The sequence below is a fragment of the Rhodoferax sp. P1_F3 genome (assembly GCF_056405715.1).
This window is the reverse complement of record NZ_JBFUBO010000008.1, coordinates 218,544-239,614: the sequence shown is the minus strand read 5'-3', so window position 1 is coordinate 239,614 and position 21,071 is coordinate 218,544. Positions and strand designations below refer to the sequence as shown.

General features: G+C 64.0%; 23 protein-coding genes and 3 tRNA genes. 10 read left to right on the top strand and 16 right to left on the bottom strand.

Annotated features, from left to right (window positions below; translation table 11 throughout):
- From AC1DZ5_RS15120 to trpE, 12 genes are all read right to left on the bottom strand, one after another.
- The coding region (locus AC1DZ5_RS15120) for a GTP-binding protein (RefSeq protein WP_477890453.1) at positions 1-149 on the bottom strand (149 nt) is incomplete at its 3' end.
- A gap of 85 nt (positions 150-234) precedes the next feature.
- Positions 235-309 (bottom strand) — tRNA-Thr (locus AC1DZ5_RS15115).
- Between the two features lie 60 nt (positions 310-369).
- A tRNA-Gly gene (locus AC1DZ5_RS15110) sits at positions 370-443 on the bottom strand.
- 28 nt (positions 444-471) lie between these two features.
- Positions 472-557 (bottom strand) — tRNA-Tyr (locus tag AC1DZ5_RS15105).
- 66 nt (positions 558-623) lie between these two features.
- A complete protein-coding gene (locus AC1DZ5_RS15100) occupies positions 624-1,322 on the bottom strand; it encodes a uracil-DNA glycosylase (protein ID WP_477890438.1) in 699 nt (232 codons plus the stop codon).
- A gap of 4 nt (positions 1,323-1,326) precedes the next feature.
- Complete coding sequence (gene trpC / locus AC1DZ5_RS15095) at positions 1,327-2,115, bottom strand: indole-3-glycerol phosphate synthase TrpC (RefSeq protein ID WP_477890436.1); 789 nt, start codon at positions 2,113-2,115, stop codon at positions 1,327-1,329.
- A gap of 8 nt (positions 2,116-2,123) precedes the next feature.
- Positions 2,124-3,167, bottom strand: coding sequence for an anthranilate phosphoribosyltransferase (gene trpD, locus AC1DZ5_RS15090; protein ID WP_477890434.1), 1,044 nt, complete (start codon positions 3,165-3,167; stop codon positions 2,124-2,126).
- Positions 3,168-3,177: 10 nt separating this feature from the next.
- Positions 3,178-3,837 carry a LysE family translocator gene (locus tag AC1DZ5_RS15085; protein WP_477890432.1) on the bottom strand — a complete coding sequence of 220 codons (660 nt, stop codon included), beginning with the start codon at positions 3,835-3,837 and terminating at the stop codon, positions 3,178-3,180.
- 9 nt (positions 3,838-3,846) lie between these two features.
- The gene (gene ltaE, locus AC1DZ5_RS15080) at positions 3,847-4,893 is read right to left on the bottom strand and encodes a low-specificity L-threonine aldolase (RefSeq protein ID WP_477890430.1); all 1,047 of its coding nucleotides are present in this window, start codon (positions 4,891-4,893) and stop codon (positions 3,847-3,849) included.
- An 8-nt stretch (positions 4,894-4,901) separates the two neighbouring features.
- Positions 4,902-5,477, bottom strand: a complete 576-nt coding sequence (locus AC1DZ5_RS15075; RefSeq protein ID WP_477890428.1) for an aminodeoxychorismate/anthranilate synthase component II — start codon at positions 5,475-5,477, stop codon at positions 4,902-4,904.
- Entirely contained in the window at positions 5,474-5,611 is a 138-nt protein-coding gene (locus tag AC1DZ5_RS15070; RefSeq protein ID WP_477890426.1) for a hypothetical protein, read from the bottom strand. Before AC1DZ5_RS15070 ends, AC1DZ5_RS15075 begins: the two co-directional genes overlap by 4 nt.
- Entirely contained in the window at positions 5,608-7,125 is a 1,518-nt protein-coding gene (gene trpE, locus AC1DZ5_RS15065) for an anthranilate synthase component I (protein ID WP_477890424.1), read from the bottom strand. Before trpE ends, AC1DZ5_RS15070 begins: the two co-directional genes overlap by 4 nt.
- A gap of 397 nt (positions 7,126-7,522) precedes the next feature.
- On the opposite strand from trpE, the gene AC1DZ5_RS15060 reads away from it, so the two are divergent.
- The gene (locus AC1DZ5_RS15060; RefSeq protein WP_477890422.1) at positions 7,523-8,107 is read left to right on the top strand and encodes a chalcone isomerase family protein; all 585 of its coding nucleotides are present in this window, start codon (positions 7,523-7,525) and stop codon (positions 8,105-8,107) included.
- Positions 8,108-8,285: 178 nt separating this feature from the next.
- The gene (locus AC1DZ5_RS15055) at positions 8,286-9,815 is read left to right on the top strand and encodes a methyl-accepting chemotaxis protein (RefSeq protein ID WP_477890420.1); all 1,530 of its coding nucleotides are present in this window, start codon (positions 8,286-8,288) and stop codon (positions 9,813-9,815) included.
- A gap of 13 nt (positions 9,816-9,828) precedes the next feature.
- Here the strand turns inward: AC1DZ5_RS15055 and gph are convergent, their stop codons facing one another.
- Genes gph through rpe form a run of 3 tightly spaced genes read right to left on the bottom strand, consistent with a single transcriptional unit; the run spans position 9,829 to position 14,043 of the window.
- Positions 9,829-10,539 (bottom strand): phosphoglycolate phosphatase, encoded by a 711-nt coding sequence (gene gph / locus AC1DZ5_RS15050; RefSeq protein WP_477890418.1) that lies wholly within the window; start codon positions 10,537-10,539, stop codon positions 9,829-9,831.
- A 9-nt stretch (positions 10,540-10,548) separates the two neighbouring features.
- Complete coding sequence (locus tag AC1DZ5_RS15045; RefSeq protein WP_477890416.1) at positions 10,549-13,338, bottom strand: putative bifunctional diguanylate cyclase/phosphodiesterase; 2,790 nt, start codon at positions 13,336-13,338, stop codon at positions 10,549-10,551.
- 27 nt (positions 13,339-13,365) lie between these two features.
- The gene (gene rpe, locus AC1DZ5_RS15040) at positions 13,366-14,043 is read right to left on the bottom strand and encodes a ribulose-phosphate 3-epimerase (RefSeq protein ID WP_477890414.1); all 678 of its coding nucleotides are present in this window, start codon (positions 14,041-14,043) and stop codon (positions 13,366-13,368) included.
- Positions 14,044-14,101: 58 nt separating this feature from the next.
- Here rpe and apaG point away from each other — a divergent pair, with 58 nt between their 5' ends.
- The 4 genes from apaG to AC1DZ5_RS15020 are packed head-to-tail and all read left to right on the top strand — an operon-like array spanning position 14,102 to position 18,315.
- Positions 14,102-14,494 carry a Co2+/Mg2+ efflux protein ApaG gene (gene apaG, locus AC1DZ5_RS15035; RefSeq protein WP_477890412.1) on the top strand — a complete coding sequence of 131 codons (393 nt, stop codon included), beginning with the start codon at positions 14,102-14,104 and terminating at the stop codon, positions 14,492-14,494.
- Entirely contained in the window at positions 14,494-16,491 is a 1,998-nt protein-coding gene (locus tag AC1DZ5_RS15030; RefSeq protein WP_477890410.1) for a site-specific recombinase, read from the top strand. Before apaG ends, AC1DZ5_RS15030 begins: the two co-directional genes overlap by 1 nt.
- Positions 16,492-16,518: 27 nt before the next feature.
- The gene (gene thiL / locus AC1DZ5_RS15025; protein ID WP_477890451.1) at positions 16,519-17,532 is read left to right on the top strand and encodes a thiamine-phosphate kinase; all 1,014 of its coding nucleotides are present in this window, start codon (positions 16,519-16,521) and stop codon (positions 17,530-17,532) included.
- A 3-nt stretch (positions 17,533-17,535) separates the two neighbouring features.
- The gene (locus AC1DZ5_RS15020) at positions 17,536-18,315 is read left to right on the top strand and encodes a Crp/Fnr family transcriptional regulator (protein ID WP_477890408.1); all 780 of its coding nucleotides are present in this window, start codon (positions 17,536-17,538) and stop codon (positions 18,313-18,315) included.
- Positions 18,316-18,330: 15 nt separating this feature from the next.
- Here the strand turns inward: AC1DZ5_RS15020 and AC1DZ5_RS15015 are convergent, their stop codons facing one another.
- Positions 18,331-19,152: an EAL domain-containing protein gene (locus AC1DZ5_RS15015; protein WP_477890406.1), complete on the bottom strand. Its 822-nt coding sequence runs from the start codon at positions 19,150-19,152 to the stop codon at positions 18,331-18,333.
- A 114-nt stretch (positions 19,153-19,266) separates the two neighbouring features.
- Between AC1DZ5_RS15015 and AC1DZ5_RS15010 the strand changes: the two genes are divergently transcribed.
- From AC1DZ5_RS15010 to AC1DZ5_RS14995, 4 genes are read left to right on the top strand one after another with little or no spacing between them, the layout of a single operon-like run.
- On the top strand, positions 19,267-19,512 hold the full coding sequence (locus AC1DZ5_RS15010) for an HNH endonuclease (protein WP_477890404.1): 246 nt from the start codon (positions 19,267-19,269) through the stop codon (positions 19,510-19,512).
- A 48-nt stretch (positions 19,513-19,560) separates the two neighbouring features.
- The gene (locus tag AC1DZ5_RS15005; protein ID WP_477890402.1) at positions 19,561-19,902 is read left to right on the top strand and encodes an ArsR/SmtB family transcription factor; all 342 of its coding nucleotides are present in this window, start codon (positions 19,561-19,563) and stop codon (positions 19,900-19,902) included.
- Positions 19,899-20,402, top strand: a complete 504-nt coding sequence (locus AC1DZ5_RS15000) for an SRPBCC family protein (RefSeq protein WP_477890400.1) — start codon at positions 19,899-19,901, stop codon at positions 20,400-20,402. The genes AC1DZ5_RS15005 and AC1DZ5_RS15000 overlap by 4 nt, the downstream gene beginning before the upstream one ends.
- 5 nt (positions 20,403-20,407) lie before the next feature.
- Positions 20,408-21,067, top strand: coding sequence for a glutathione S-transferase family protein (locus tag AC1DZ5_RS14995; RefSeq protein ID WP_477890398.1), 660 nt, complete (start codon positions 20,408-20,410; stop codon positions 21,065-21,067).
- Positions 21,068-21,071: the final 4 nt, after the last annotated feature.

Below are 21,071 nucleotides of genomic sequence, written 5' to 3'. Positions count from 1 at the left end.
ATCTGGTCGTACGCCTTGGCAGAGCCGCCGAACTTGGCTGCCAGCACGGTGGTGATAGCAGCAGTCAAGGTGGTCTTGCCGTGGTCCACGTGGCCAATCGTGCCTACGTTGACGTGTGGCTTGGTTCGTGTGAATTTTTCTTTACCCATGCTCAGCTCCGAAAAGTAATGAGTTAAAAACAATCAAATTCGCACTACCGCTATCACCAACATGCCAGCGGCAACGCTTTAAAAATGGTGCCCTTTGCGGGAATCGGACCCGCGACCTCTCCCTTACCAAGGGAGTGCTCTACCACTGAGCCAAAAGGGCAAAAGTCTGCCGTGGACAAACTTTAGAAATCTAAATCACAACCCAACAATAAGCTAACTGTGGAGCGGGGTAGGAGAATCGAACTCCTCGCTTTAGCTTGGAAGGCTAAGGTATTACCACTATACGAACCCCGCAGAGGCTCATCCAAAATCAACTTATCACTGGTGGAGAGGGCTGGATTCGAACCAGCGTACTCGTAAGAGGGCAGATTTACAGTCTGCTGCCATTAACCACTCGGCCACCTCTCCTTCGGTGAACCCCGGATTATGCCACGTTAATTTGCCTTCGTCATGAACTTGCACACAAATTTGCATTTAGACGGTGCCGTGCTGCTCGCGCCAGGCACGGGCCTGCGAGAAGTGCCCGCAGCCGATGAAGGGGATGGGCGGGCGCAGCGCTGACAGGGGCGAGGGGTGGTTGGCCGTCAGCACTAGATGGCGGCTGGCATCAATCAGCGCGCGCTTGCTTTGGGCATGGGCGCCCCACAGCATGAACACCGCAGGTTGGGCTTCTTGCGAGACCTGGCGAATCACCGCGTCCGTTAGCACCTCCCAGCCTTTGCCCGAGTGGCTGGCGGGCTGCCCCTCCTCCACCGTCAGGCAGGTGTTGAGCAGCAAAACTCCCTTTTGCGCCCACTTCACCAGGCTGCCGCCGGGCTGCGGAAAGGCGGGCGGCAGTGTGCCCAGGTCGCGCTGCAGCTCCTTGAAGATATTGCGCAGGGAGGGCGGAAACGCGACGCCCGGTGCCACCGAGAACGCCAACCCCTCGGCCTGCCCGCGCCCGTGGTACGGGTCTTGCCCCAAGATGACCACGCGCACGGCTTCGGGCGGTGTCAGCTCCAGCGCGCGCAGCGGCTGGGGCGGGAATACAACGGCGCCCGCGCCAAGACGTTCTTGCAGGAACTGCAGCAGGCCCTGCCCCGCCTGGCCTTCAAAAAAGCCATCCACTAACGACTGCCAACCCGGTGCTACAGGCCAGGCCACGGGATCGGCGCTTTGCAACTGGTCCGCCATGGGCTTAACCGAACAGCGCGGCAAGCGCCTCACCGGGCTCGGGGGCACGCATGAAGGCCTCGCCCACGAGGAAGGCATTGACGCCGGCCGCGCCCATGCGCAATACGTCTTCACGGGTGTGGATGCCGCTTTCGGTCACCAGCAGGCGGTCGGCCGGCACCATGGCTTTGAGCGCCAGCGTGGTGTCCAACGAGACCTCGAAGGTCTTCAGATTGCGGTTGTTGATGCCGATCAGCGGCGTCTTGAGCTTCAGGGCGCGCTCTAGCTCGGGTTGGTCGTGCACCTCCACCAGCACCGCCATATCCAGGCTGCGGGCAATGGCTTCAAAGTCGCGCATTTGCGCATCGTCCAGGCAGGCGGCGATCAGCAGGATGGCGTCGGCCCCCATGGCGCGCGACTCATAGATTTGGTAGGCGTCGACCATGAAATCCTTGCGCAGCACGGGCAACTGGCAGCTGGCGCGGGCTTGCTTCAGGTAATCGATCTCACCCTGAAAGAACTGCACGTCAGTAAGCACTGACAAGCACGCAGCCCCATATTCAGCATAGCTTTGTGCGATATCGGCCGGAATGAAGTCTTCACGCAGCACGCCTTTGGACGGGCTGGCTTTTTTGACTTCGGCAATCACAGCGGGTTGGCCAGCGGCGATCTTGGCGCGCAAGGCGCCCACAAAGTCACGCGTCAGCACGCGCGATTCGGCGTCGGCGCGCACCACGTCCAGCGGCTTGCGCTTGCGGGCCGCGGCCACCTCCTGGTGTTTGACGGCTACGATTTTGTCCAGAATGTCGCTCATAAGATTTCCTAGTGGGCCAGGCGGGCAGAGAGTGCCACCAAAGCGTCGAGCTTGGCTTTTGCCGCTCCTGATTCGATAGCTGCCCGCGCAAGTGCAATGCCGGCTTCCATGGTTTTTGCCACATTGGCCGCGTACAGCGCCACGCCGGCGTTGAGGATCACGATGTCCTTGGCCGGGCCGGCCTGGTTGTTCAGCACGCCCAGCAGCATGGCACGCGAGTCCTCGGCGGTTTCCACCTTCAGCGACCGGTTGCTGGCCATGACCATGCCAAAGTCCTCGGGGTGAATCTCGTACTCGCGAATCTCGCCGTCCTTGAGCTCACCCACCATGGTGCCGGCGCCCAGGCTCACCTCGTCCATGCCATCGCGTCCATAAACCACGATGGCGTGCTCGGCGCCCAGGCGCTGCAGCGCGCGCACCTGGATTCCCACCAGATCGGCGTGGAACACGCCCATGAGGATGTTGGGCGCACCAGCCGGGTTGGTCAGCGGGCCCAGGATGTTGAAGATGGTGCGCACGCCCATCTCCTTGCGCACCGGCGCCACGTTTTTCATGGCGGGATGGTGGTTGGGTGCAAACATGAAGCCAATGCCCTGCTCGGCAATGCACTGGGCGATCTGCTCGGGCTTGAGGTTGATGTTCAGGCCCAGGGCTTCCAGCACATCGGCGCTGCCGCTCTTGCTGCTGACGCTGCGCCCGCCGTGCTTGCTGACCTTGGCACCCGCGGCCGCCGCCACGAACATGCTGCAGGTGGAGATATTGAAGGTGTGCGAGCCATCACCGCCGGTCCCTACGATGTCCACCAAATGGGTTTTGTCGGCCACTTCCACTTTGGTGGAAAACTCGCGCATCACCTGCGCGGCGGCGGTGATCTCGCCGATGGTCTCTTTTTTGACGCGCAAGCCCGTGATCAAGGCGGCCATCATGACGGGCGACATCTCGCCGGACATGATCTGGCGCATCAGGTGCAGCATCTCGTCGTGAAAAATCTCGCGGTGCTCGATGGTGCGCTGCAGGGCTTCCTGCGGGGTGATTTTGGCGGTTTGGGTCATGTCCATGTCCTTAAGCCTTAGGCGCTGCGGTCAGCGCCAGTTTGATTCCGAATCCTACAAACATCGCGCCAGCGATGCGGTCCAACCAATTCATGCTCTTTTGCACCACGCCGGCGCGGCGGGCCAGCCAGGCGGCCGCCACGGCCCAGCCCAGGTTCACCCACAGGCCATTGAAGTTGAACAGCAGGCCCAGCAACAGAAAGGCTAGCGGCTTGTTCTCCACGCTAGGCGCGATGAACTGCGGCACAAAGGCCAGAAAGAACAGCGCCACCTTGGGGTTGAGCACATTGGTCCAGAAGCCGCGCAGAAAGACACTCTTTAAGTCATTCTGGCCTGCAGCCCCCGTAGAGTCTGCGCCAGCAGCTCCCAATTGCATAGCAGACCCGCCTTTGACCAGCAGCAGGCGCAGGCCCACATAGACCAGATACGCAGCGCCTGCCCACTTCAGGATCGTGAATGCCGTGGCAGACGCAGCCATCAGCGCGCTCACGCCCACGGCGGCCGCAAAGATGTGCACAAAGCAGCCTGCAGTGATGCCCAGCGCCGCCACCATACCGGCGCGCGCGCCGCGGCGCAGCGCGTGGGTCACGATGTAGAGCACGTCCGGCCCGGGCGTGAGGTTGAGCAGCACGCCGGCCGCCATGAACAGCAGGAGTTGGTCGAGTGCCATGGTCTGCCCCTACGCCGTGTTGGCAAAAAACTGGCGGATGCTGGCAATGGCGTGGTCCACGCCGGCCGCATCCACATCCAGATGGGTGACAAAGCGCAGGCGGTACAGCCCGTTGCCGCGCACCCCATGGGCGGCCAGGTGGGCCAGCAGGTCGTTGGCGCGCGCGCGCGCCGCGCCCTCCAGGTCCACAAACACGATGTTGGTCTGAGGCGCCTCCACCACCAGACCGTCGATACCCGCCAGGCCATCGGCCAGACGGCGTGCCAGCGCGTGATCATCCGCCAGGCGGCTCACATGGTGGTCCAGCGCGTAGCTGGCGGCCGCGGCCAGAAAACCGGCTTGGCGCATGCCGCCACCGGCCATCTTGCGCAGGCGCACGGCGCGGGCAATCAATTCCTTGCTGCCGCACAGGGCCGAGCCCACGGGTGCGCCCAAGCCCTTGCTGAAGCAGACAGATACGCTGTCAAAGCACTGGGCAATCGCCTTGGCCTCGGCATAAGCGTCGGTGCCGCGCTCGGCGGCTTGCGCTACCGCGGCATTGAACAGACGGGCGCCGTCCAGATGCCGAGCCAGGCCCTTGCTGCGCGCCAAGTCGGTCGCGGCCTGCACATAGCTGAAGGGGAGCAGCTTGCCGCCCCAGGTATTTTCCAGCGCCAGCAGGCGAGTGCGGGCAAAGTGGGCGTCGTCGGGTTTGATGGCGGCCTCGATATCGGCCAACGCCAGCGAACCATCGGGCTGGTGGTTCAGCGGCTGCGGCTGCACGCTGCCCAGCACCGCGGCACCGCCACCTTCCCAGCGGTAGGTGTGAGCCATCTGGCCCACGATGTACTCGTCCCCGCGCTGGCAGTGGGCCAGGATGGCGCACAGATTGCTCTGCGTGCCCGTGGGCATGAACAGGGCGGCCTCAAAGCCCAGCAACGCGGCAATCTTGTCCTGCAGCGCGTTGACGCTGGGGTCATCGCCATACACGTCGTCGCCCAGGGGCGCGGCGAACATGGCGTCGCGCATGGCGGCGGTGGGTTGGGTGACGGTGTCACTGCGCAAATCAACGGTCATGGCGGGCCTCATTGCAGAAAGTTTTTCAGCATGGCGTGGCCGTGCTCAGTGAGGATGCTTTCCGGGTGGAACTGCACGCCCTCCATGCGCTGCGCAAACGGCAGGCCGCTGTGGCGCACGCCCATGATTTCGCCATCATCCGTCCACGCGGTCACCGCCAGTTCTTTGGGGCAGCTGGCACGCTCAATCGCCAGCGAGTGGTAGCGGTTCACGGTGAACTGCGGCGGCAGACCGGCAAACACGCCCTCTTGCGTGGTGGTGATTACGCTGGTCTTGCCGTGCATGAGCTCCTGCGCACGGATGATCTTGCCGCCCAGCGCGGCGCCAATGCTCTGGTGACCCAGGCAAACACCCAGGATGGGCAGCTTGCCCATGAAGTGCTGAATGGCCGCCACCGAGATACCAGCCTCTGCGGGGGAGCATGGGCCGGGTGACACCACCAAACGGTCGGGCTGGCGCGCAGCAATCGCCTCCAGCGTGATCTCGTCGTTGCGGTACACCTCCACCTCGGCGCCCAGTTCACCAAAGTACTGGACGATGTTGAAGGTGAAGCTGTCGTAGTTGTCGATCATCACGAGTTTCATGCGGTCTCTCCTTGGCGCAGGCGGGCAAACTCCCGGCGCTCAAATGCTGGGGATGCGCCCATCAGGGCGCGACAGGCGGTTTTCAGCAGGTCGGCCGTGCTGCAGCAGTGTTTGATTTGGACGCTGACGCTCATTGCAGGCCCTCCTCCACCAGCTCGGCCGCGCGCAGCAGCGCACGCGCCTTGGCCTCGGTTTCCTTCCATTCCAGCTCGGGCACGCTGTCAGCCACCACGCCAGCAGCGGCCTGCACGTACAGCATTTGGTCCTTGATGATGCCGGTGCGGATGGCAATCGCCACGTCCATGTCGCCCGCGTAGCTCAGGTAGCCACAGGCGCCGCCATAGATGCCGCGCTTGATGGGTTCGAGCTGGTCAATCACCTCCATGGCGTGCACCTTGGGCGCGCCGGTCAGCGTGCCGGCGGGGAAGGTGGCTTTGAGCACATCCATGCTGGTCATGCCGGGGTTTAGCGTGCCTTCCACATTGCTCACGATGTGCATGACATGGCTGTAGCGTTCCACGCAGAACGCATCGGTTACCTTGACCGAGCCAATCTGCGCGATGCGGCCAATGTCGTTGCGTGCCAGGTCGATCAGCATCACGTGCTCGGCGCGCTCTTTGGGATCCTCGATCAGCTCATGTTCGGCGGCCTTGTCCAACTCGGGTGTGGCGCCACGCGGGCGGGTGCCCGCCAGAGGGCGAATCGTCACCTTGGTGGCGGCCTGGCCGCCCACGGTGATTTGCTCCTGGCGCACCAGAATCTCCGGCGACGCGCCCACCACGTGGAAGTCGCCAAAGTTGTAGAAGTACATGTAAGGGCTGGGGTTCAGCGTGCGCAGCGCGCGGTACAGGCTCAAGGGGGAGGCGGTGAAGCGCTTCTTGATGCGCTGGCCCACCTGCACCTGCATGAAGTCGCCGCCGGCAATCATCTCCTTGGCGCGCTCCACGGCGGCAATGTAGTCAGCCTTGGCAAAGTCGCGCTGGGCCTCAAAGCTCTGCGAGGGCTTGATGTCGGGTGCACTCACCGCCTGCGCCAGCTTGGCTTTCAGCTCGGTCAGGCGCGCCTGGCCCGCAGCATAGGCATCGGGCGTAGCCGGGTCCACATAGACCATCAGGTGCAGCTTGCCCGACAGGTTGTCGATGACAGCCAGTTCTTCACACTGCAGCAGCAGGATGTCGGGCGTGCCCAGCTCGTCGGGCGGGCAGGTGCTTTGCAGCTTTTTCTCGATGTAACGCACCGCGTCGTAGCCAAAGTAACCGGCCAAGCCGCCGCAAAAGCGCGGCATGCCGGGCTGCAACGCCACCTTGAAGCGCTGCTGGTACTGGGCGATGAAGTCCAACGGGTTGGCGGTAGAGGTTTCTACCACCACGCCGTCGGTCACCACCTCGGTACGGGCATCTGCGCCAAAGCCGCTGGCACGCAGAAGGGTGCGCGCGGGCAGGCCAATAAAGCTGTAGCGGCCAAAACGCTCACCCCCCACCACCGATTCCAGCAAAAAGCTGTTGGCAGCAGGTTCGGTGGCGCCATCAGCACGGCCCAGTTTCAGGTACAGGGAAAGTGGGGTTTCCAGGTCGGCAAAGGCCTGGGTGGTCAAAGGGATGCGGTTGAAACCTTGCGTGCGCAGGGCTTGGAACTCGGATTCGGTCATGGGGGCGGGGCCTCTCAAATCACACTGTCATTTGGTTGCTGGCAGCCGGGGCTGCAGCCACAAAGGGTGCGCGCAATAGATCGGAGGGGGAATCCGTGCCACTTGACCGCGCAAAGCTCAGGAACCGTGCGCGTTGGCCGCCAAAGGTGGCGGCCGGCAGGTGTTAGAGCCCAGGCACAACAGACGAGGTACGCCAGGGCCAGGCTCCCCGGTCGCTAAGACCCAATCTGCTGATGTGGTGGATAAACATGGGTGCAGTGTAGCAAACCCCGCAGCCCCAGTCTGACGCACCAAATTTCACGTCACCCGCAAAAACCCTGATGCACACCAGGCGGGAACCTTGGACAATTCCACCATCAAAAACGAACGATCGTTCCTTTTTAAGGACTCCTCTCCCATGACACTCCCCAAATCCCTGCTTGCTGGCCTGACTTCGCTGGTGCTGGCAACCTCCACCCTCGCCGCCACCCAGGACATCTTTGGCGTGAAGGTCGAAGACTCCGCCACCGTGGCGGGCACCAAACTGCAACTGAATGGTGCAGGTGTGCGCTACAAGGCCATCTTCAAGGTCTATGTGGGTGAGCTCTACACCACCCAAAAAGTCGGCTCGCTGGAAGAATTGGTCGCCGCACCCGGCCCCAAACGTCTGACCATGACCTTTTTGCGCGAAATTGAGGCCGGCCCCTTCGGCAAACTGCTGACCCGCGGCGTGGAAGACAACGTGCCCAAGAACGAGATGTCCAAGCTCGTGCCCGGCCTGATCCGCATGGGAGACATCTTCACGGTCAACAAGGCGCTGATGCCCGGCGACATCATCCTGCTGGACTGGATTCCCGGCACCGGTATGGTCGTTACGGCCAAGGGCAAGGTGCAGGGCGAACCCTTCAAGGAGCCCGAATTCTTCAAGGCCATCATGTCCATCTGGTTCGGAACCTCCCCTGCTGACTTCAAGCTCAAGGATGCCCTGCTCGGCATAAAGTAAACCGCCCTCCCCCGGCGCCGCGCACTGCAGCGGTCCACAACCAGCCTGCCCGGTTCGCACCACGGCAGGCTTTTTTGCGCCCTCTCATTTCACACATGAAGGGATGACACAGACCGCCAATCCTTGTAGTCTGTGAGTGCTTGCTGTATCCAGTCGCCCCCACGCAAAGGATTTCGCTATGAAGCTCAGTCTCAAACTGCCTCTGGCATTCGCGGTAGCCCTGGCGCTGCTTTTTGTGGGCGGGCTGTTTGGCATCACCCAGCTCAACCACGCAGTCGACACCTACAGGGTAGAGGTGCTGCGCCACGTGGCGGCCAACAAGAAGGCGGCCGACATTGCCGGCGACTTTGCCACTGCCATCCAAGAGTGGAAAAACGTGCTGTTGCGCGGCAAGGAGCAGCAGGACCTGGACAAGTACTGGGCCGCCCACTTGAAGGAAATGAAATCCGTAGGCGAGGGGCTCCAGACGCTCAACACCATGCTGGAAGAGGGTGAAAGCAAGGCCACAGCCCAGAAATTGGCTTCAGCCATGCAGACCGCTGCCCAGGGCTACCAAAAGGGCTTGGAAGACTACAAGGCCAGTGGCATGGACTTTCAGGCGGGTGACAAGGCAGCCCGCGGCAAAGACCGCGATGCCGTCGCTCTACTAGGCGAATTGCGCGTCCAACTGTCCCACAAGGAAAAAACCGCCTCGGAAGCCGCCAGTGCCGAGGCCTTGCGTGGCAGCCAGATGGCCTATGGCGTGATGATTCTGGTCACGCTGGCCGGACTGGCCGGCAGCATCTGGTTGAGTCGCCAGATTGTGCGTCCGCTCAGCGAAGCCGTGACTGTGGCCGACAAAGTGGCCAATGGCGACCTGACCTCGCAGCTGCACATCCAGGGGCGCGATGAGGTGGCCGCGCTGATGACCTCGCTGCAAACCATGCAGGCCAGCCTATCCCTGCTGGTGACCAAGGTGCGCGAGGGCTCCCATGGGGTGGCGCTGGCCAGCTCCGAGATTGCCCAGGGCAATCACGACCTCTCGGCACGCACCGAGCAACAGGCCAGCGCCCTGCAGGAAACCGCCGCCAGCATGGAAGAGCTGGGCGCCACCGTAAGCCGCAGCGCCGACAGTGCCCGCCAAGCCAACCAGATGGCCACCAACGCCTCCAGCGTGGCCATGCAAGGTGGCGAGGTGGTCTCGCAAGTGGTGCACACCATGAAGGGGATCAACGAGTCCTCCAACCGCATTTCCGACATCATCAGCGTCATCGATGGCATTGCCTTCCAGACCAACATCCTGGCGCTGAACGCGGCAGTGGAGGCGGCCCGTGCGGGTGAACAAGGCCGTGGCTTTGCGGTAGTGGCCAGCGAGGTACGGGCCCTGGCCGGCCGCAGCGCCGAGGCCGCCAAGGAAATCAAGCAACTCATCAGCACCAGTGTGGAGCGCGTGGAACAAGGTACCGCCCTGGTGGACCGGGCTGGCAGCACCATGAGCGAGGTGGTGGACGCCATTCGCCGCGTGACCGACATGATGGGCGAAATAAGCGCTGCCAGCACGGAGCAAAACACCGGCGTGACCCAGGTGAGTGAGGCGGTCTCGCAAATCGACCAGGCCACCCAGCAAAACGCGGCCCTCGTGGAACAAATGGCTGCTGCGGCCAGCAGCCTGAAGTCTCAGGCGCAGGACCTGGTGGCACTGGTGGCGGTATTCAAACTGGGGGCCTAGACCCCCGGGTACTTCAAGCCTGCCAGGGCAAATCGGCGAGCCTATCGACAAATGCGTCTGCATCCACTGCAGTGATGGGCTCGCCATGGTTGTAGCCATAGCTAACCAGCAACACCGGGCAACCCGCCGCGCGCGCGGCCTGGGCGTCGTTGCTCGAATCCCCCACCATCAGCGTGCGTGCAGGGGTGCTGCCCAGCAAGCTACAGGCATGCAGCAGGGGCATGGGGTCAGGCTTTTTGCGCGCCACGGCGTCGCCACCAATGGTGTGCAGAAAAAACCCATCCAACCCCTTGTCCGCCAGCAGCGCCTGGGCAAACGCCGTGGGCTTGTTGGTCACGCAGGCCAGGCGCAGGCCCGCAGCCTGGCACTGCGCCAGCCCTTGCAGTGCGCCGGGGTAGACGCCGGAATAGCGACCGTTCACATCAGGGTAGTGGCGCTGATAGCTGGTCCAGGCCGTATAGAAAATTGCTCCTGAATTCGTAGCTGCTGGCGCACATTCCACGAGGGCTAGAAGGCTTTTTATCAAGTTTTCAGAGCCCTTGCCCACCAGACGCTCCACCAACGCGCGGTCCACCGCAAAGTCGCGGTAGGGCGTGGGCAAATCGCCCAGCATGCGCTGCAACGCCTCCACAAAATCACCCAGGGTGTCGACCAGGGTGCCGTCCAGGTCCACGATGGCGGCGTCGAATGCGGGCAGGGCCCAGGGCAAGGTGTTCAGGGTCATCAAAAAGTGTCAGAGAGGGTGGGGGCCAGACTGTATCCACATCACCAGCGGGGCCACGTCCATGGGTTTGGCAAACAGGTAGCCCTGGCCTTCGGCGCAGCCCAACGAGGCCATCAGCCGCGCCTGTTCGGGCGTTTCAATGCCCTCGGCCACGGTGCCCAGCCCCAGTGTGTGCGCCATGCGCAGCGTGGCTTCAATCAATACGCGGTGGTATTCGCTGTCGCTGGCCTGGCTGACAAAGGAGCGGTCAATCTTCACGGTGTTCACCGGTAGCTCGTGCAGACAGGAGAGTGAGGAGTAACCGGTGCCAAAGTCGTCCAACGCCAGGCCCACACCCAGCGCGCGGATTTCGCGCAGGGTGTGCTGTACCGTCGCGTCCTGCGCGGCCAGGCTTTCGGTCACCTCCAGCACCAGCTGGTGGGGCGACATGCCGGTGTCGCGCAGCGCCTCCTGGATGTCGGCCACCAGCCGCGGTTGGCGCAACTGCGCGCGCGACAGGTTCACCGCCACCACAGGCGGCGCCATGGGGCCCAGCTGGTGTTGCAGCAGTTCAAACGTGCGGCAGGCCTGGTGCAGCACAAACTGCCCCACCGCGTCGATGAGGCCGCAGGCCTCGGCCAGCGGAATGAAGTCGGCCGGCGACACTAAGCCGCGCTGCGGATGGCGCCAGCGGGCCAGCGCCTCGATACCCGCCACGGTATTGCCTGGCAGGTGCACCACGGGCTGGTACTGCACAAAAATCTCGCCGTTGGGCAGGGCCTGGCGCAGGTCGTTTTCCAGCGCCACCGAGGCACTGACATCTGAGCGCATGGAGGGCTCGAACAGCACGTAACGGGCGCGCCCGGCGCGCTTGGCCTCGTACATGGCAATGTCGGCATCGCGCAGCACGCTGTCGGCGTCCAGCTCGGCGTGGGTGCTGGTCACGATGCCGATACTGACCGTGGAGCTGATGCGGTGCGTATCCACCGTGTAGGGCACGGCCAGCACATCGAGCAAGCGGCTGGCCACGATCTCGGCATCCAGGTCGCCACGCATGTCGTCCAGCAATACGACAAACTCGTCGCCGCCAATGCGGGCCGCGATCTGCTGAAAGTCGCTGGTGTGCACAAAACTATCGCCCGGGCGCAGGCTGTCTTGCAGGCGGCGTGCAATCTGGCGCAGCAGTTCGTCGCCCACGCTGTGGCCAAGCGTGTCGTTGACCTGCTTGAAGCGGTCAAAGTCCATAAAGAGCACGGCAAAGTGGTAGCCCGGCTGCGCCTTGTGGCGCTCGATGGCGGCGCGGATCATGTCCACCACTACCGCACGGTTGGGCAGCTGGGTCAGGCCATCGGTGCGGGCGGCCACGCGCAGCTGCTGCTCCATGGCCTTTTGGGCGTTCACATCCATGGCCACACCGGCCATGCGCACGGCGCGGCCTTGCGGGCTGCGGTCGGCCACGGTGCCGGCAAACATGATCCAGACCCAGCGGCCACTGAGGTGGCGGGCTCGCACAGCCAAGCGGTGCGGCACCGAGGGGTTCTGCAGATGCTGGCGCATCGACTGTCGCCAGTGATCGCGGTCTTCCGGGTGGATCAATTCATTCCAGAAGGTCGCTGCCATGTCCATCTCGCCGGGCTCATAGCCCAGGATGGTATGCATGCGCAGGTTGCAGTGGATGGTGTCAGGCACCATGTCCCAGTGCCAGATGCCCAGGCCTGCCCCGTCTACCGCCAACGACAGCAGTTGCTGCTGCTGGCGCACGGCGGTCAGGTCGGTGGCCACCAGCACCCAGCCGCTCAGCGTACCCCGCTCATCGTTGATGGGTTGCATGTCCACCAGCACCCAGCCCACCTCGGTGCCCTTGATGCTGATACGCATCTCGCGCTTGATGCCCCGCCCATCCCGCAGCGCTTCGCTGAATTCGGCGAAACGCTCGGGGTCAGCACTGCGGGCTTTCAGCAAGGTGCCAATGCGACGGCCCTGAGCCCGCGCCGGCATGTAAGCGGTGAGCTCGGTAAAGGCTTCGTTGACCCAGATCACGCGGTGGTTCTCGTCGGTCACGGCCATGGCGTTGGAGCTGAGCTCGGCCACCATGGCCAGGCGCTTGAGTCGGTCCGTCTGGCTGGCCAGCGTGCGGTACTGGCGGCGCACTGCACGTGCGGTGGGCTCCACCAGCCACAGCCCCAGCAACACAAACAAGAGCAGCGCACCGCCGGTCAACCACCGCATCATGCGCACCGCATCCCGGCTGCGCTCAACCGCTGTGTTCTGCACCTGCACCACCAGGTCGCCGCTGGCCAGCAGCGACTGCTCCAACTCTGCCTGCAGCACATCCAGCGCCTGGACGAGGGCTTGCGCGTCATGCAATGAGGCCTGCAGCAGCACCGCCTTGACATCGTTCCATAGGCCTACGCGGCTGCGCTGCCAGCGCAGTTGCGCTTGCAGCAGCGCAGTACCCGCCAGAGATTGCAAGGGCGCTTGCTGTGCCAGCAGGTCTTCCAGGTGCTGCGCCTGCACCTGCGAAAGGATCAGCGTGTCTGACAACGGATTGGCCGCGAAAGGTTCCAGCGGGTGCAAGGCCAATCGGGCCGCCTGCACGCCCAGGCGCTGGGTGATGGCACTTTGCTCCGCGGCCACGCGGATGATGTCCATATCCAGCTGGCGCACCTGTTCCGCCTGCCCCAAGCGAACCACCCGCACCGTGGCCAAAATAGCCAACAGCAGCAGCGTGCTGTACATGGCCACGCGCACCCGGCGGTGGGCGCCCCCCTCGCCCATGACCGCGCTAAACCAGTGCGCAGGGGGGCGAGGCGATTCCACGGGTGGCAAGGGCGCGGTCAATCCCGGTCAACCCTGCAGCGCTACACGCATGGCGTCGATCACATCCTTGTAATCGGGCTTGCCAAAGATGGCACTGCCCGCCACAAAGGTGTCGGCGCCGGCGTCGGCCACGCGGCGGATGTTGTCGGTCTTGATGCCGCCGTCCACCTCCAGGCGGATGTCCTTGCCGCTGGCGGTGATGCGTTTGCGCACGTCTTCGATCTTGCGTAGCGCCGAGTCGATGAAACTCTGCCCCCCAAAACCGGGGTTCACACTCATGATCAGGATCAGGTCGATGTCCTCAATCACCCAGTCCAGCACATCCAGCGGCTCGGCCGGGTTGAACACCAGCCCTGCCTTCACGCCCTTGGACTTGATGGCCTGGATGCTGCGATGCACGTGGCCCGAGGCGTCGGGGTGAAAGCTGATGTAATCGGCACCCGCCTCGGCAAAGCTGGCGGCCAGCGCGTCCACCGGCGAAATCATCAGGTGCACATCGATCGGCACAGCAACACCTGCCGCCGTCTTGGCATGCGGCTTCAAGGCGTTGCAGATCATGGGGCCGAAGGTCAGGTTGGGCACGTAATGGTTGTCCATGACGTCAAAGTGGATCCAGTCGGAGCCTGCGGCGATCACGTTTTTGACCTCTTCCCCCAGGCGGGCGAAGTCGGCAGACAGGATGGAAGGAGCAATGCGGTACGTCATGGCGGGGGCTTGGAAAGAGGGTTGACAAGACTATCATTTTCGCAGGTAGCATTGGCCCATGGCCAAATACGAATTTCTGGTGGAAGTTGCCCCCCAATACCTCCCCGACCAGTCTGCACCCGCCGATGACCTGTACGTGTTTGCGTACACCATCACCATTACCAACACGGGCGACGTGACCGCGCAGCTGATCTCGCGCACCTGGAACGTCAACGACGCCAATGGCCACACCGAAAAGGTCAAGGGCCTGGGTGTGGTGGGCCAACAGCCCCTGCTCAAGCCCGGCCAGGCGTTTGAGTACACCAGCGGCACCCGGCTGCGCACGCCCACCGGCACCATGCACGGCAGCTTTTTCTGCGTGGCCGAGGATGGCGAGAAGTTTGACGTCACCATCCCCATGTTTGTGCTGGATGCCTTGAGTGACGCGGGTGGCTCCCGCACCCTGCACTGATGGCCGCGCGCAGCGCCAGCGGCGATATCGCCACACTGCTCGACACGCTGGATCCAGCAGCCGGACTGGTGGAGCGCCATGTCTGGCTGATTGCCCTGCTGGATTGGATACGCGGCCACAACGACGGCGCTGATGCCGCGGTGGGCCGCGTGGAGCTGCTGCTGGACGTGCTGGACGCCCGCCCCGCAACCACCGAGACGTTGCAAGTGTGGTGGCGGGCCCTGCTGCACACGGTGGACGGCAGCACCCTGCTGTCGGACTACGGTTTTGCCTCGCGCAACGCCTTTGTCAGCGAATTTGTGGAGCGCCTGCACCACAAGCTGCTGCCCGCCACGCCAGAGACCAGCGACGCCTCTGAGCTGTTTGGCCTGGTGCTGGACGGCGAACACGACGCCCAATGGCTGGCCGCCCTGCCCGTGCCCACATTGCGGCGCCTGGCCGCGCTGCTGGGTACACCCGCCGTGGGCCACCACGCGGCCCTGCGCCCGCAACTCACCCACTGGCAAAGCACCCTGCTGGACGCGATGACGTTTTGTACCAGCCAGATCCGTGCGGCCGGGTTTTCACCCGAGATTCGCCTGCGCATGAGCGTGCCAGCACGCGATGCCAGCCCCTTCCACCGCTTGGACGCAGACCTGGATGCCGTGCGCGATGCCTGGCTAGCAGGCGAAGACACCCACGACGCTGTGCAGCAGTTCCGCACCCGGCTGGAGGCCTGCCGCCACGCCGCAGCCTCGGTCTACACCCACCTTGACGCGCATGGTATTTCGGTGGACCTAGTGTTCCGCCTGCGCCAGTTGCGCGAGCGTGTGCTGCGCGTGCGCGCCCTGCTGGACTGCCTGCTGGACGACGACACCCACCACGCCGGCGCGCGCCTGGTCTCGCACCTGGCCAGCGTGAGCCAGGAGCAGCGCAGCATCGGTGCACTGGTCGCGTCCAACTCGTCGCTGCTGGCGGCCAAGGTGGCCGAGCGCAGCAGCGAGACGGGCGAGCACTACATCACCCGCACCCGCGCCGAATACCGCGAGATGCTGGGCGATGCCGCCGGTGGTGGCGCGCTCACCGCGCTCACCACCCTCATGAAGTTCGGCCTGATGGCGTTTGGCCTGTCGGCCTTCTGGTTTGGCATGTGGTCGGGCGTGGTTTACGCGGCTAGCTTTGTGCTGATCCAGCTCATGCACTACACGCTGGCCACCAAACAACCCGCCATGACGGCCCCGGCCATGGCGGCCAAGCTCAAGGACATCTCGGACGACACCGCGCTGGGCGCCTTTGTGGATGAGGTGACGCATCTGGTGCGCTCGCAGGTGGCGGCGGTGCTGGGCAACGTGACCATGGTGTTTCCGGTGGCCATCGGCTTGTCGGTGGCCATGCAGTACACGCTGGGCCAACCGATGATCAACGAGGAGAAAGCGCACTACGTGCTGCACTCGCTCTCGTTGCTGGGGCCCTGCCTGCTGTTTGCGGCCTTCACCGGCGTGCTGCTGTTTGCCTGCAGCATCATCGCCGGATGGGTGGAAAACTGGTTTGTGCTGCACCGGCTGGACTCTGCCATCCGCTACAACCCGCGCATCACAGCGTGGCTGGGCACCGCGCGGGCCGACCGCTGGGCGCACTTCATGCGGCACAACATCTCAGGCCTGGCGGCCAATATCTCGCTGGGCTTCATGCTCGGCCTAGTACCGCCCATTCTGGCGTTTCTGGGCCTAGCACTGGACGTTCGCCACGTCACCCTGTCTACCGGGCAACTGGGCGCCGCCTGCGCCAGCCTGGGTTGGGACGTGGTGAAGTTGCCTGCCCTGTGGTGGGCGGTGGCCAGCATTCCGCTGATCGGCGTGCTCAATGTGGGGGTGAGTTTTTACTTTGCCTTCCGTGTGGCGCTGCGTGCGCACAACGTGTCGGGCGTGGGCCGCACCCGCATCCAGGGCGCCGTGTTTGCCCGCCTGCGCCAGGCCCCGCTGAGTTTCTTCTGGCCCGCACGCGAACCCGCGGCCTGATGGCAACAGGTACCTAGCGTGGCCGATCTGGGCGAGTTTGAGCTGATTGCGCGCTACTTCCAGCGCCCCGGACGGGCGCTGGGCGTCGGCGTGGCGCTGGGCGTGGGCGACGACTGCGCGCTACTGCGGCCTTCCCCCGGCATGCAATGGGCGGTGAGCAGCGACATGTTGGTCAGTGGCCGCCACTTCTTCCCCGATGTCGATCCGCGCACGCTGGGTCACAAGACGCTGGCGGTCAACCTCAGCGACCTGGCCGCCTGCGGCGCCCGCCCGATGGGCTTTACCCTGGCGCTGGCGCTGCCCGAGTCCAATGCCGCTTGGCTGCAGCCATTCTCCGAAGGCCTGTTCGCCCTGGCCGATGCCCATAGCTGTGCACTGGTGGGCGGCGACACCACACGCGGCCCGCTCAACATCTGCATCACCGTGTTTGGCGAAGTGCCGCCCGGCCAGGCCCTGCTGCGCAGCGGCGCCCAGGCGGGCGACGACGTGTACGTGAGCGGCACCCTGGGCGATGCTGCTTTGGCACTGCAATGCCTGCAAGGCAAGGTCCACCTGCCGCCCGCCCTGCTGGCACAAACCCGCCAACGGCTGGAGCAACCCACGCCGCGTGTGGCGCTGGGCCTGGCCCTGCGCAAGCTGGCCAGCGCCGCGGCCGATGTGAGCGACGGCCTGCTCGGTGACCTGGGCCACATCCTGGCGCAAAGCGGTGTGGGCGCTACGCTGGAGGCCGATGTTGCTATGCATTTGCTAGCTGCTGGCGCATATCCCACGGGGGCTAGTGGCCTTTTTTCCTCTCAAATACCCGCTGCGCAGCTGTTGCAGTGCGTGCTGGCCGGTGGCGATGACTATGAGTTGGTGTTCACCGCGCCACCCTCCCGGGCCGCGGCCGTACAAGCCGCGGCGCAGGCCAGCCACACGCCGGTAACGCGTGTGGGCCGCATCGAAGCCACGGCGGGCCTTCGCGTAGTGGACGGCCAGGGCACGGTGCTGTCCGGCCCCTGGGCCAGTTTCGACCATTTTGCCGCCCACCCCGCTCCCTGAGCCATGCCCGCCAAAAGCTACATCCTCCAGCGCCTGCGCAAGCTCGGCCTGAGCGACATCGTGGCCGCGCAGACGGCCACACTGGTGAAGGTGCAATCCTTTGACGCCGGGCGCAAGATCTGGTCCAAGGGCAGCGAGGTGGGCCACTGGCACTACATCATCGGCGGCCTGGTGTCGGCCTCCATTTCCACCACCAATTCAGAGACCACGCCCCTGTCCATCTATGGCAAAGGGGCATGGTATGGTGAGCAGTCCATCATCAACCGCAAGCCCAGCTTTGCGGACTATGTGTGCCTGACGTCCACCGAAGTCCTGACACTGCCTGCTGCCACCTTTGACGCACTGTTCGTGCAAGAGCCGCACTTTGCGCGCTACGTGGCCAAGCTCATGGCCTGGCGGGTGCAAAAAACGTCGGAGACGCTGACCCTCATGAAGCTGGGCAACCCCTGCCTGCGCGTGGTGATGGGCCTGGCCCAGTTTGCCGAGGCACTGGCCTACAAGTCTGACCGGCCCCCAACCATAGGCTTTGGCGAGGGGGTGGAGATTCCCATCGCGCAGACCACGCTGGCGTCCTTGTGCGGTGTATCCCGCACGCTGTTTTCCGAGTACGTGCAGCAACTGGCGCAGCAGGGCTGGCTCAAAATTTCCTACGGCAAACTGGAGATTCTGCAGATCGACACCTGGCATGCCTTTGCCCGTAGCCAGCGCGAGGATGGCGTGAACCACCTCAACGCCAGCATTGGCGAGCTGCTACAGGTGCTGCACGATTTGGGGCCCACCTGAAGCCCAGGCAGGCGCTCACGCTACTTGGCGCAGCACTTGGCGAGCCCGCAGGTTGAGCTGCTGGCAAGGAGCGCTGTCCGGGCTTCCCAAAAAGTAGCCCTGCGCCCAATGCACCCCCAGGCGGGCCGCGGCGCGCAACGTGTCCTCTGACTCCACCGCCTTGGCCACCAGCAGACTGTCGTGCTTGCGCATTAGGCGTACCAGGCTCTCCACCGTTCTGCCCTGCTGGGGCTCGTTGGCCAGGTTGTGTGTCCAGCGCGGAGCCAGCTTCACCACGTTGGGCAAGATCTTGCCCCAGACCTGCATGCCCCGGTCTGAAGGTTTGAAGTCATCCAGCGCCACCATCACCCCGGCCGCGCGCAACGGCTTCAAGGCCGCCGCCAACACATCCAGGTCAGGCACCAAGCCGTAGTCAGTCACATCCACGCCTAACCGGCGCGCCGGTATGCCGTATTTGCGCATGCGCTCCAGTATCAGGCCACTCAAATCCGAGCTGTGCAGCAGCACCAGCGTGACCGCGCTCAGATTCACAAAAAGTTGACCGCGTGCTTCACTCTCTACCCAATGTTCAAAAGCCAGTTCGACACACGCCAGCTCAAAATTTTTCAGGCAGTGCTCCTCCTGAGAGGCCTGCAGCATGCGTTCCACCGTCAGGTCGGGTTGCGTGAAAGGTGCACGCGCCAGGGCCTCATGCCCCACGATGGCGCCACTTTGTAAATCGACCAAGGGCTGGAATACGGCGCGCAGTGAGCGGTGCGCCAACAGGGGCATGACGCTGACAGTAGGGGGGGCGCGTCGCTGGCGCCACCAAGTGCGCAGGGTGTGATGGAAGGTCATAGCAGCATTGCACCGGAGTCCCCAACCCCGCGCAAACCAGACCGTCCACCGCTGAACAATTACGATGCGGGGACGAAAATCTGTCTTTTTTTAAGCCCCTTCACCCCCTTATCTATGACCGCCTTGTCCCTGACCCGCGAAAAGATCTACCGCACCGTAGCCCGCCAGCTGCATGGCCAGGTGCCCTGCTGGATCTGCGGCGAGCACGTGGCCCACGCCGACGCCACGCTAGAGCACATCATCCCGCGCAGCGAGGGCGGCAGCAGCCACCTGGAGAACCTGGCCATCAGCCACGACTTTTGCAACAACCAGCGCCACATCCGCGGCACCACGCCGGAGAGCAAACGCCCGGCGGCTTGACACCGCCCTTTTTTTCTTTTTTAATTTACCAACTGGTTAATTAAAGACATGCAAGACGCCCTCAGCTCCACCTTTGCCGCCCTGGCCGACCCGACCCGCCGGGCCATTCTGGCGCGCCTATCCACCGGTGAAAGCTCAGTCAGCGACCTGGCCAAGCCCTTTGCCATGAGCGCGCCCGCGGTGACCAAGCACCTCAAGGTGCTGCAGCGTGCCGGCCTGATCAGCCAGAGCCGCCAGGCCCAGTGGCGCCCCTGCAAGCTCGAAGCCCAGCCCCTGCGCGAGGCCGCCGACTGGGTGGCCCAGTACCGCCAACACTGGGAAGAGCGGCTGGACCGCCTGGAAGATTACCTAGCCACCCTGCAACCCCCATCCAGTGAGGAACCCCAATGACAACCCACGCTCCCTTCACCATTTCCCGTTTGCTCAAAGCCCCGCGCCAGCTGGTGTGGGAGGTGTATTCCTCGCCCGAGCACCTGCAGCACTGGCTGGGCCCCAAGGGCAGCACCATCACGCACAGCCAGCTGGACTTTCGGGAGGGCGGCACCTACCACTATGCGATGAAGGTCGAAGGCGGCATGGAGCTCTGGGGCAAATGGCTGTTCCGCGAACTGCGGGCGCCCGAAAAGCTGGTGCTGATCCAGTGCTTTTCCGACCCCCAGGGCGGCGCCACGCGCAACCCCTGGGCGGCGGGCTGGCCCATGTACACCCACTCCACCACCACGCTGACCGAGCAGGATGGCGGCACGCTGATGACGCTGGTGTGGGCACCGCACGAAGCCAGCGCGGAAGAAGAAGCCCTGTTTGCCGCCAGCCACGACAGCATGCGCCAGGGCTGGAGCGGCAACATCGACGTGCTGGAAGACTACCTGTCCCTGCTGCAAACGCCTTAACCGCCATGTCGCTGACGCTGTACTACCACCCCTTGGCCTCGTACTGCCACAAGGTTCTGGTCGCGCTGTACGAGCGCGAGGTTGCGTTTGAACCACGCATCATCGACCTTGGCGCAGAAGACGACCGTGCCGAACTGGGCGCCCTGTGGCCCTTCCGCAAGTTCCCCGTGTTGCGGGACCATGAGCGCCAGCGCACGGTGCCCGAGTCGTCCATCATCATTGAGTACCTGGACCCGTTCGCGGCCCGGCCACCGCTGATTCCGCAGGACGCTAATGACGCGCTGCAGGTGCGGCTGTGGGATCGCATTGTGGACAGCTATGTGCACGAGCCCATGCAGGACATCGTGCTGGACCATCTGCGTGGCGCCAAAGGCGACACGAGTGGCCTGCGGGCCACACTACAGACCGCCTACGGCCTACTCGACACCCAGTTGGCCACACGGCCCTGGGTGACCGGCCACGCTTTCAGCATGGCCGATTGCGCCGCAGCCCCCGCGCTCTTCTATGCCCACACGCTGGAGCCCTTCCCCGAGCCGCTGGCACACCTGCGAACCTATTTCGGGCGCCTCATGGACCGGCCCTCGGTGCAGCGCGTGCTAACAGAGGCCAAGCCCTACTTCCCCATGTATCCGTTCTACAGCGCCATTCCTGCGCGGTTCCTGTAAGCCC